Origin of the sequence: Agrococcus pavilionensis RW1 (genome assembly GCF_000400485.1) — a bacterium.
In the GTDB taxonomy this organism is placed as follows: domain Bacteria; phylum Actinomycetota; class Actinomycetes; order Actinomycetales; family Microbacteriaceae; genus Agrococcus; species Agrococcus pavilionensis.
In genome coordinates this window covers 24,715-35,258 of sequence record NZ_ASHR01000029.1, presented here as the reverse complement: position 1 = coordinate 35,258, position 10,544 = coordinate 24,715, and the positions used below count along the sequence as shown (strand labels likewise).

At 67.2% G+C, this 10,544-nt stretch carries 9 protein-coding genes and 1 tRNA gene; 3 read left to right on the top strand and 7 right to left on the bottom strand.

Annotation, left to right across the window (positions count from 1 at the left end):
* The 3 genes from L332_RS0115460 to L332_RS24850 form a co-directional block, all read left to right on the top strand.
* The coding region (locus tag L332_RS0115460; RefSeq protein WP_041204046.1) for an IS481 family transposase at positions 1-599 on the top strand (599 nt) is incomplete at its 5' end.
* A 79-nt stretch (positions 600-678) separates the two neighbouring features.
* The gene (locus L332_RS24855) at positions 679-888 is read left to right on the top strand and encodes a hypothetical protein (RefSeq protein WP_021011018.1); all 210 of its coding nucleotides are present in this window, start codon (positions 679-681) and stop codon (positions 886-888) included.
* A gap of 568 nt (positions 889-1,456) precedes the next feature.
* Positions 1,457-1,684 (top strand): hypothetical protein, encoded by a 228-nt coding sequence (locus L332_RS24850; protein WP_021011017.1) that lies wholly within the window; start codon positions 1,457-1,459, stop codon positions 1,682-1,684.
* 161 nt (positions 1,685-1,845) lie between these two features.
* On the opposite strand, the gene L332_RS24845 is transcribed toward L332_RS24850, so the two are convergent.
* The 7 genes from L332_RS24845 to L332_RS24815 form a co-directional block, all read right to left on the bottom strand.
* Positions 1,846-4,788: an SIR2 family NAD-dependent protein deacylase gene (locus L332_RS24845; protein ID WP_158316721.1), complete on the bottom strand. Its 2,943-nt coding sequence runs from the start codon at positions 4,786-4,788 to the stop codon at positions 1,846-1,848.
* Positions 4,789-5,458: 670 nt separating this feature from the next.
* Positions 5,459-6,628, bottom strand: coding sequence for a tyrosine-type recombinase/integrase (locus tag L332_RS24840; RefSeq protein WP_021065058.1), 1,170 nt, complete (start codon positions 6,626-6,628; stop codon positions 5,459-5,461).
* Between the two features lie 40 nt (positions 6,629-6,668).
* Complete coding sequence (locus tag L332_RS30145) at positions 6,669-6,905, bottom strand: helix-turn-helix transcriptional regulator (protein ID WP_235045088.1); 237 nt, start codon at positions 6,903-6,905, stop codon at positions 6,669-6,671.
* Between the two features lie 192 nt (positions 6,906-7,097).
* Positions 7,098-7,173: transfer RNA gene (locus L332_RS24830), tRNA-Ala, on the bottom strand.
* 73 nt (positions 7,174-7,246) lie between these two features.
* The gene (locus L332_RS24825) at positions 7,247-8,077 is read right to left on the bottom strand and encodes an HpcH/HpaI aldolase/citrate lyase family protein (protein WP_031223940.1); all 831 of its coding nucleotides are present in this window, start codon (positions 8,075-8,077) and stop codon (positions 7,247-7,249) included.
* A gap of 8 nt (positions 8,078-8,085) precedes the next feature.
* The gene (locus L332_RS24820) at positions 8,086-8,568 is read right to left on the bottom strand and encodes a MaoC family dehydratase (protein ID WP_021011012.1); all 483 of its coding nucleotides are present in this window, start codon (positions 8,566-8,568) and stop codon (positions 8,086-8,088) included.
* On the bottom strand, positions 8,565-10,544 hold the full coding sequence (locus L332_RS24815) for an acetyl/propionyl/methylcrotonyl-CoA carboxylase subunit alpha (RefSeq protein WP_081646140.1): 1,980 nt from the start codon (positions 10,542-10,544) through the stop codon (positions 8,565-8,567). Before L332_RS24815 ends, L332_RS24820 begins: the two co-directional genes overlap by 4 nt.

Sequence of the window (10,544 nt, the reverse complement as noted above, 5' to 3'; positions counted from 1 at the left end):
GGGAGCTGATCCGCACCTCGAAGCAGACCGCGATCCGCTACGAGCGGGAGCGGCCGGGCGAGCTGGTCCACATGGACGTGAAGAAGCTCGGCCGCATCCCCGACGGCGGCGGCTGGCGCGCGCTCGGCCGCGGCGTGGGCGCGGACCGGGATCGGGACCGCCGCTCGGGCTACGACTTCGTCCACTCGCTCGTCGACGACCACTCCCGGCTCGCGTACTCGGAGATCCTCGCGGACGAGAAGGGCGCCACCTGCGCCGGCTTCCTGCGCCGAGCGGCTGCGTTCTTCGCCGCGCACGGCATCGCCTCGATCGAGCGGATCATGACCGACAATGCCTGGGCGTACCGCTACTCGCTGCGGGAGACCGTTGCGGAGCTCGGTGCACGTCAGGTGTTCATCCGCCCCCACTGCCCGTGGCAGAACGGCAAGGTCGAACGATTCAACCGCACTCTGCAGAGCGAATGGGCCTACCGGCAGCCCTTCACCTCGAACGCCGAACGCGCCGCCGCCCTTGCCCCCTGGCTCCAGCGCTACAACACTGAACGCATCCACTCAGCCATCGGAGCCCCACCCATCACCCGAACCGCACCAAGGTCATGACCCGGTACAGCTAGTGCAGGTGGTAGCCAGCTGTTTGATCCTTGGGTGATGGATAGTGCGGCACGGCTACGCTCCCCGTATGGGGAGCACCAACTACCGCGATCACGGTCAAGCCGAAGAGCAGCTCCGCGGGATGCTCAAAGAGCACGACACGGCGGGCCTCCGATTCGGCGACATCCAGCGCGAAGCACTCAAGCACGAGCCGCGCAACAGCCTGACCGACAACTGGCGGCTCGCCGACGACGACGAGCTCGCCGCGATCCTGCAACGACTCCGCGAGCGCGGATGACGTTCGACTTTCCCGGCGACGTGTGCGAGCGCTGCATGCACACGCCCCGCGACGGCGCGTGCCCGTCGGGCGGCTGGGCGTCACGACCCGTTGGAGGTGAGCGGCCGCCGTACGATCCGGACGAAGGCCTTCCAGGCATCCACGGCGGCTAGTACCGGCGGTGGGACTCGAACCCACACCCTCGCGAGAGGAGCGCATTTTGAACACACCGCGGCTGAAATCGCGGAACCGTTCAGGGTTGCGCGGTCCACGATCTATCGCGCGATTGACCCCACACGGAGCAACCATAGGGACTCCCGACGCTCACGAGGCGGTGCAAGACCACCTGATCGCAGTGCTTGCCGGCCGCGACCGCCTCAGTCTGGAGCGGGCCGAGGCACGACGCGATCTGTTCGAAGATTCCGATCGCCGCCTTCTCACCAACTCGGCAGGCTCGCCCAGCGATTGGATGGGCCGGCGTCCCGACATCGAAGTTCACTACGTTAACGGGGATTCAAGCGGGTCACCTGTGCGATCACCGGCGTTCTAGCAGCCCCCGGCGGCCCCTGGCACCGCGTACCATCGGTGCATGGAGGACGCTGACTTTGCTGTGCCGGCTCTAATCGACGAGCAGTCGATGTCGGACCTTATGGCGCGAGCCAGGGAAACGAGCTGGCCAGCCGCTCTAGAGGCCGCTGCGAAACGGTGGTATGCGGACGGAGCACGCGACGCGTACAACTCGATCGAGAGCGATGGAGCATTCGACCAGCTGCCCGACGAATGGATAGTTGCCACGTTCAAGGACGCTGGGGTGTGACCGTGACTGCGCCCGTGCAGTGAAAGCGCGACGCTGCCGCACTGCCTCGTTGCTGTGATAGGGCGACGGCCGCACGAACGAACGATCAGACGATCCTCACGAGGCGTCTGGTTGGCCTCGACCACCACACTGAGGCTTGTCGTGAACGATGAACGACCGCATCACACCTCGATCGCGATAGTCCGCCCTCGGGCCAACCGGTCTTGCCGGAGTCGCTGCTCGAACCGGTTCAGCGCCTCATTGCGCTCCTGCACACCATTGAAGCGGTAGCGCAACTGCACGATGCGCCTCAGGAACGCTCGCAGCTGCGCCCTCTCCCCGTCGGTCAAAGAGTCGTCAGCTAGGAACGAGTAGCGGGCAAGACTCGCGAGGAAGGATGCGCCGAAGAACGTTCTTGCCGCTGCGTCGTCCAGGTCGTTGAGGGCTGCGACCCATCGGCGGCTGTCGCTTGCGTAGAGAGCGAGGACCCGCATCAGCGACGCAGTTGAACCGTCCTCCAACGCCACGTCACTCAAGGCTCGGTGCAGACTTGCCGCAGCCAAACAGGTCCGCATGCCGGACAGCGTGAGGAACATCGGTACAACGCTCACTAGGGCCGTCTTTAGGTCCTCGACCTGCTCCGGAGATGGCTCGTCCTCCGGGTGCAGTCTCGCTACGGTCTCATCGAGGTTGGGGAGCTCTCGCAAATCCGCTTCGTACAGATCCGTGAAGACCGACCAGCAATGCAACAACTTGATCAGGACTCGTTGTTTCAGCTCTTGATTGGGCACCTCGTCCGAGTCACGCAGCACTCGAGACGCGAGGTCGACGACGAGCATCGCGAGCCGTCCCCCCGACAGCTCATCCAAGTGGCCCTGCAAGAAGGCGGGCGAATCAGAATCGTCAGACGCGTCGTACATCAGCCCATCGCGAGCAACTTCACTTTCGTTCTGATCCTCGCCTTCCTCCGGCTCGCCTCGATCGGCAAAGAGTTCCTTCCTCGCCGGCTGCTGCTTGACTGAGGCAAAGATGTTTCCCGTGGGCTTCTCATTGAAGATTCGGTCCAGTTCGCGGTCGACCACCTCCAGCATGGCTTCGTCGCTGCGTGTCATCGCGACGTAACTGCGAACAATTGGAGCCATCTCGATCGGATGGTCCAACATCGCCTGACGGAGCGCCTCGTTCTTGCGAGCGGCCATGCCCGCCGAAAGTTCGAGGTAGACGGAGCGTTGAAAACTGATAGAACCGTCCTCGCGACGCTTGAGGACTTGGCGAGCGATGAGCTCGTTCAGGAGCTGGACGGCGTCGAAGTCCCAACCGAGCCTCGTGAAGAGGGCTTCGAGGCGAGCTGTCAGTTCCTCCCTTCGAGCGGAGTCCGTGCGCGTCTCAACGAAGCCCGAAGCGATCTCCTCCAACGCGACTCGCTTGTTGCGAAGGAGCATGGTGGTCTGCGGGACCATTGGCGGCAGATGCTTCTCCAGCAGTAGGTCTAAGTACTTACTCAGGACCCAACTGTCGGTGTCGCCGTCCTCGAGCGCGATGCCAGCGGCGAGGAGTTCGATGACCAGAGTGATCGTTACAGGTGTCCTAGGCAGGTTTCTAGAGCGGACCATTTCCATGGCCGCCTGCGCAACCTCTTCGCCCTTTGCGGGTGCGATGCGTGAGGCGAGCGCTAGAGCCTCGCGATCACTGAAGCGACCAAGGAATGCAATCGCAATCGCCACGCCGTCGTCGGACGCTTGCAGGGCAGCGGCGATCTCAAGCGCATCTTCCTGACGCACCCCCACGACCTTCAGCGGGCCGTTCAGATCGTGGACGTCCGCGAGGGCGCGGCGATATGTCTTTGCGGGCTCGCGTCGGAGGTTGTCGACTCCCACGACAACTGGATTGGCATGGGCGAGGTCGCAGTCCCAAGACTTCAGTGAGCGCTCCACCACCCGTGAGACAGGATGGTGACCCGCCGCGTGCGGCTCACTCACAAGGACGGGCGGCAGACTCTTGCGCTCGCTTGCTCTGTCGAGAAGCCAGATCACAGCCGTTGTTACCCCAGCGCTAGCCTCTCCCGCGACCAACACGATCCCGCCCTGGTCGATCAGTTGGTCGGCGTCCAACGGCTCGGAAACGCTTGAACGGCCCACCAGCGCAGAGTCGTTCACGAACTGATCATGGGGAGCGGGCAGGAAGATCGGCTCCACAATGAGGTCAGTGAGGCCGCCCACGAGTATGGATTCGTCGTCTCGCCAAAGTGCGGAGTTGTCCCGCAGCTGATCTACCAGGACTGCGCGCGACCGGGCTAACACCTCTCCTGATCGATCTGGGACGATGCTTGCGACCAGACCTTCCAGGAACGCTGCAAGGTCGTCATGACTTGTGCCGTAGCCGACGTCAGCTACGACCCCGACGTCGGTCGCCGCATCTACGTCGGCATCGCGACACAACCTGAAGTGCGACCCGTCGGCTGCATGGAAGTGCCTGCCGTAGGCGTCAACCATCGGGCTGAAGTTGGGGTCGTCCAGGCCCGCCCCGACACCGACGAAGAGGAACGTCTTCATTGTGAAGGCGCTCGACTGGATCTCCTGCGCCCCCTCTTGCCGCAGTAGCGCCTCGTAGTCCGAAGTGGAAAACACGAGGGACGACGGGTCGCTCCAAACACCGTGCAAGTGGCCAATGCTCGGTCGTGCGTGGCGAACTACATCTCGGATCGAGGTGGGTTGCGCCCAGCTCACGGAGTCGCGACCTAAGGCTGTCTCGAGCAGCGTGTCGTAGTTGGTGGTGAGGATCGGGCAGTCCAAGGCGGCTATTGCGTTCGCCAGGCGCTGATTTGATGGTTTGATGTCCCCTAAGGCGATGGAGATCCATCGGCCGAAGTCATCGCCCAGATGACGCTTCACCTCAGCTGCTACAGCGGCCAAGTCTGCCGCGGACGAGGCGATCTCGATCTGCTGACTCAGCACGTCGGCGCGAGCTGAATTGCGGTCGGCGATTCGCTGCACGCCGTCCTTCAGAAGCCCAATCCAACTCAGCTGAGGTTGCCCTGATCCAAGCGCCGTACTGATTCCGGTCCCGGTCACGACCACTACCTCGCGGCGGGCAAGCGCCCGCTTCAAGCGCTCAAGGGTCGTCACCACGACGCACTCTTTTTCATACGCTCACTTTACTGCCGTATCCACAACGCGCCGCGAGCGCCGAGGCGCCGAGGCGTCGAAGCTGAAGCATCCGTCCCTCCGACCCGCGCGCCGAGAAACCGTCAACTTGGATCCCGTACTGCCAGGATCGCCATATTCTCGGCGACTCGTCCGACAGCATGGGCACCCCCATCTGGCTAGAGCGCTCGGTCCTCGTGCGATTGACGAGCGCCCGAGGTACTGCGTGGGTTTGCCCGGAGCGGAGTCTCGTCCGGACCTAAAGCACCCCGACGCGCGCCATGCGCCGCCGTCGGCTGCGACTCGCTGAGACGTGAAGCCGGCTCATGGCGCCTTCGCCGAGCATCGCGCGTGTGAGCAACAACCTCCGGTGGCTCAGATTGGCGATGCACGCAGTGGGTGCGGCGAGCACGCACGGCATAGAACTAGCCGCTCGGGCCGCGCGAAGTGCCGAGAATTGCGGTGCTGTGCTTCACGGGAACAAGGGTGCGAATCCATCCGACCTTGCCGCTCGGCCTGGCATCCTGTCCGGCACTGCGTTCGCACCGTGCGCTCGCGTCGCAGTCAATCTGCGCCGGTCCACCACGCTCGACAGCGCTGCTGACGCCGCGATAGGCCGCTAGGCCGTTGCGGCGTGCGCGGTGTGGCCTGTTTAGGCAGCATCGAAATTGTCAGCAACGATCGACTCAAACAGCCGGTCCATCGTCTCGGCCGCAGCTGCCCCAGTCAGAGGCGCGGGCATGACGTAGTGGCGTTCGGTGGTCTGCACCGATGCGTGCCCCAGTTGCCGTTGAGCCTCGTACACGCCCAGCTCGGCCGCGATGAGCGTCGCAGAGATCCGCCGGAACAGGTGCGGCGTGATCTCATCGGTCCTGATGCCGACGGCCTCGAGTACGTCCCTCCGGTCTCGGACAAACTCCCGCAGGACGCGCTGCACGGTTCCCGCGCGCTTCCACGAGCCCTTGCGATTCCCGAAGATGGGCGCTTCGTCAGTTCGCGACCCTACGAGGGGCTCGAGCGCCGCCACGATCGCCGGCGGTAGAACGATAACGCGCTTCTGTCGCTCGTCCTTCGTGTGTGCTTGCCGGCTCGGGACGCCACGCTCGTCGTCAACGAGCGTGGCGCCGATGAGAAGCGTTGGCGGAGTTGCGTAGAGGTCGACATCGCAGTGGCGAAGAGCCAGGAGCTCGCCGATCCGGGCGCTCGATGCGATCATCACATCTACCATGATCGCGATGCGTTGATCTGGTTGCGGACCTGGGCGGGAATTTGCCTTCAGCCAAGCCGCCAGTTCTGACCTCAGCATTCGCGTCTGCTCGAAGCCGAGGGCGTAGGGAAGCCGCTTGGCCTTTCGAGGTGCTCGGACGCGGTCGACTGGGTTCTCGTCGAGGATTCCCATTCTCACGGCTTCGTCGCACATGCGTCCGAGCGTGGAGTGGAGTCGGCGAGCGCGTGCTGGATCGCTCTCCGCCAGACTCGTGACCACGCCATCGACGACCCTGGCGGTGAGCTCCCGGAGCCGAACCTCTCGCAGACTGACCTCCACGATCCGCGCATCGTACTCGTAGTTCTGGAGCGTGGACCTCTGAACCGCGCCGAGCGACCGCAGGCCGGCAAGCCACCAGTGACCGAGCTCGCCGATCTTCGAATCGAGCGTCAGCCAGATCTCGCCACGAGCGCTGCCCACCACGGAGGCCCGGAGCTTGCGCTCCGCGTCCTCACGGGAGTCGCCCGTCGCTCGCTTGTGATGGATCACGCCCGCGAAGTCGCGGTACTGACTGCGTGCACTGACACGTCCGCTCCTCGTATCGCTGAACCTCACGGCACCGAAGGTGCCCGGTGCGAGTCGCGGTCGGCCCCGCTCAGGCATCGCTGTGCTCCAGCCACTTCACGACCTCGCCGACGCGATACCGCACTTGCCGGCCGAGGCGGATGAACGGGGGGCCTTGCCCGCTCTGTCGCCAGTACTGAAGCGTCTTCCGGCTGTAGTTCATCGCGGCCGCGAGCTCTTGCTCGGTCAGCAGCACACCGGGCGCGAGCCCGAACAGGTCAAGACGCACGAGGTTCGATCCGCTGGAGGTCATGGGGTCGGAGGTCACGCTACCGACATAGACGGCGGAGGCGGGCGGCCTCGGCCGACCACTAGGACAGGATCGCGACGGAACGGACTCGTTAGGCGAAGCGCGTACTCGCCGCGTCGCGTCGCGGATTAAGCTGACCCACTCGCTGCACCCGAAGCAGATGCGAACATGGGTCCCGATACGGAAAACCCCCGGCTGACCGGGGGTTTTTGGTGGATCTGGGGGGACTCGAACCCCCGACCCCCTGCATGCCATGCAGGTGCGCTACCAGCTGCGCCACAGACCCGTGGTGTGCTCGTCGAAGCAACCTGAACAGCATACAGGATGCCCGGCTTCGAAGTCACATCGAGCAGTCCGCTTCAGCCCGCCGAGCGGGGCGCCCGCGCGACGACGCTGCGAGCGTGCCGCAGGATCGGCTCGTCGACCATCTGCCCCTCGAAGGAGAAGACACCGGGGTTGCGGGTCGCCGCGTCGAGGATCCGGCGCGCCTGCTCGAGCTCCGCATCCGTCGGCGCGAACGCCCGCCGGTACGGCTCGACGTGGCTCGGGTGGATCGCCGCCTTCGCGCCGAAGCCCGACGCTGCTGCGTCGACGGCCTCGGCGTGCGCGCCCTCGAGGTCCTGGATGTCGGCGCGGATCGCGTCGATCGCGGTGATGCCGAACGCGGCGGCGGCGAGCAGGATGCGGCTGCGCGCGTGCATCGCGACGTCGCGGTAGGCGCCGCTCTCGTCGCGGCTCGAGGTGCCGCCGATCGAGGCGACGAGATCCTCGGCGCCCCACATCATGCCGACGACCGCGTCGTGCGCCGCGAGCTGCTCCGCGGCGAGCACGCCGCGCGCCGTCTCGCACAGCACGACGACGCGCGCGCCCGGCACCGCAGCGACGACCCGGTCGACCTGCGCGGCCGACTCGGCCTTCGCGAGCATGACGGTGCGGAACGGCGACGCCGCGACGGCGGCGAGATCGTCGTCGAAGCCGGGGGCGGATGCGTCCTGCACCCGCACGAGGGTGCGCTCGGGGTCGAGGTCGGCGGCTCGCACCGCCTCGCGGGCCTGGGACTTGGACTCGGGGCCGACGGCGTCCTCGAGGTCGAGGATGACCGCATCCGACCGCTCGGCCGCCTTCCGGAACCGGTCGGGCCGGTCGCCGGGGCAGAAGAGCAGCGCGGGGCCCATGCCGAGCGCCTGCATGCCGGCGCTCACGCCTCCGCCTCGGGCTTGCCCTGCATGAGCACCTTCCGCACGGCAGTCGCGACGACCTCGCCGTGCTGGTTGAGCGCCCGGTGCTCGAAGGTCGCGATGCCCTGCCCGGGCCGCGACCTCGAGGCGCGCTTCTCGAGCACGCGCGTCTCGCAGTAGATGGTGTCGCCGTGCCGCACGGGCGCGGGGAACGTCACCTCGCTGAAGCCGAGGTTCGCGACGATCGTGCCCTGCGTGAGCTGCCCGACCGAGAGGCCGACCATGGTCGCGAGCGTGTGCATCGAGTTCATGAGCGGCTCGCCGAACTCGGTGCCCTCGCTCCAGGCGCGGTCGAGGTGCAGCGGCTGCGGGTTCATCGTGAGCGTCGTGAAGAGCACGTTGTCGGTCTCGGTCATCGTGCGGCCGGGCCGGTGCTCGTAGACGACGCCCTCCTCGAGCTCGTCGAAGTAGAGGCCCCTCTGCGTGATGCGGCGCTCGCTCATGCGTCCTCCTGGCTGTCGGGCGTGACGGTCGCGAGCTCCTGCCCGCGCGTCACCTGCTCCCCCACCCTGGCATGCACGTGCACGGTGCCGGCGACGGGCGCGCGCAGCACGTGCTCCATCTTCATCGCCTCGACGCTCACGACCGCTTGGCCCTCCGCGACGGCATCACCGTGGGATGCGTGCACGGCGACGACCGTGCCGGGCATCGGTGAGGCGAGGGTCGGCTCGGCGGCCGCGCGGCCGCTGCGGGTGCGCACGTGCCGCTCGATGAGGAAGTCGCCCTCGGGGAGGCCGACCCAGGCGCCCTCGGGCACCCGCCTGGTGGCGATGGCGTGCATCGCGGTGATCCGCTCGGAGGAGCCGTCGGCCCGCGCGACCTCGATGTCGACGTCCAGCCGCGGCTGCCGCACGCCCCCGCCATACGGCACGGCGTCGCCCGGGTCGGGGGCGTGCCGCACGCGCACCGTGGCGATGCCGTCGCCGTCGCGGTAGCGGGAGACCCGCCCGACGCTGCCGCCGATGCGCCAGCCATCGTGCTGCCATGCGCCGGCGCCCCCGAGCGCAAGCATTCCCGCCGCTGCGGCAGCTGCTGCGAACGCGGCGCTCGGCGTGCCGGTGGCGACGAGGCGGTCGGCCTCGCGGTCGATGAGCCCGGTGTCGAGCTCGCCCGCGCGCACCGCGGTCTCGCCGAGCAATGCCCGCAGGAAGGCGCGGTTGGTGGTGACGCCGAGCACGGTCGTCTCGGCGAGCGCCCGGTCGAGCCGATCGATCGCCTCCTCGCGCGTCGCGCCGTGGACGATGACCTTCGCGATCATCGGGTCGTAGCTCGAGCCGATCTCGCCGCCGGGATCGACGCCCGCGTCGACCCGGACACCGATCCCGTCGCCCCACCGCAGGTCGAGGATCCGGCCGCCGGTCGGCAGGAAGCCCGCCGCCGGGTCCTCGGCGTAGATGCGCGCCTCGATCGCGTGGCCCTCGAGCCGCACGTCGTCCTGCGCGATCGCGAGCGGCTCCCCCGCCGCGATGCGCAGCTGCTGCTCGACGAGGTCGATGCCCGTGACCATCTCGGTCACCGGGTGCTCGACCTGCAGGCGCGTGTTCATCTCCATGAAGAACGGCTCGTCGGGCCGATCGCCCGCGACGATGAACTCGACCGTGCCGGCGCCGACGTAGCCGACCGAGCGGGCCGTCTCGACGGCCGCCTGGCCGATCGCGGCGCGCTGCGCCTGGGTGAGGAGCGCGCTCGGCGCCTCCTCGATGACCTTCTGGTGGCGCCGCTGCAGCGAGCACTCGCGCTCGCCGAGGTGGATCACGTTGCCGCGCGTGTCGGCGAGCACCTGCACCTCGATGTGGCGCGGATTCGAGACGAAGCGCTCGATGAAGAGCGTGTCGTCTCCGAACGCGCTCTTCGCCTCGCGCCGTGCGGCTTGCAGGGCGGCCGGCAGCTCGGCGGCGTCATCGACGCGGTACATGCCCTTGCCGCCGCCGCCCGCCGCGGGCTTGATGAGCACGGGGTAGCCGACGCGCTCGGCGCCCGTGATGAGGGCGGCGTCATCGAGGCCCGGCTCAGCGATGCCGGGCACGGTCGCGACGCCGCGCGACTCGACCGCGTGCCGGGCCGAGATCTTGTCGCCCATCGTCTCGATGGCGGAAGCGTCCGGTCCGATGAAGACGATGCCGGCCTCTTCGCAGGCGCGGGCGAAGGCGGCGTTCTCGGAGAGGAAGCCGTAGCCCGGGTGGATGGCCTGCGCACCGCTCGAGCGGGCGGCGTCGAGGATCTTCTCGATCGAGAGGTACGTGTCGCGCAGCGCCCCGCTGCCGAGCGAGACGGTCTCGTCGAAGTGCTCGGGATGCGGCGACGGGTCGTCGTCGGCGCGCACGGCGACCGAGCGGATGCCGAGGTCGCGGAGCGTGCGTGCGACGCGGATGGCGATCTCGCCGCGGTTGGCGACGAGCACGGTGTCGAAGAGGGGCAT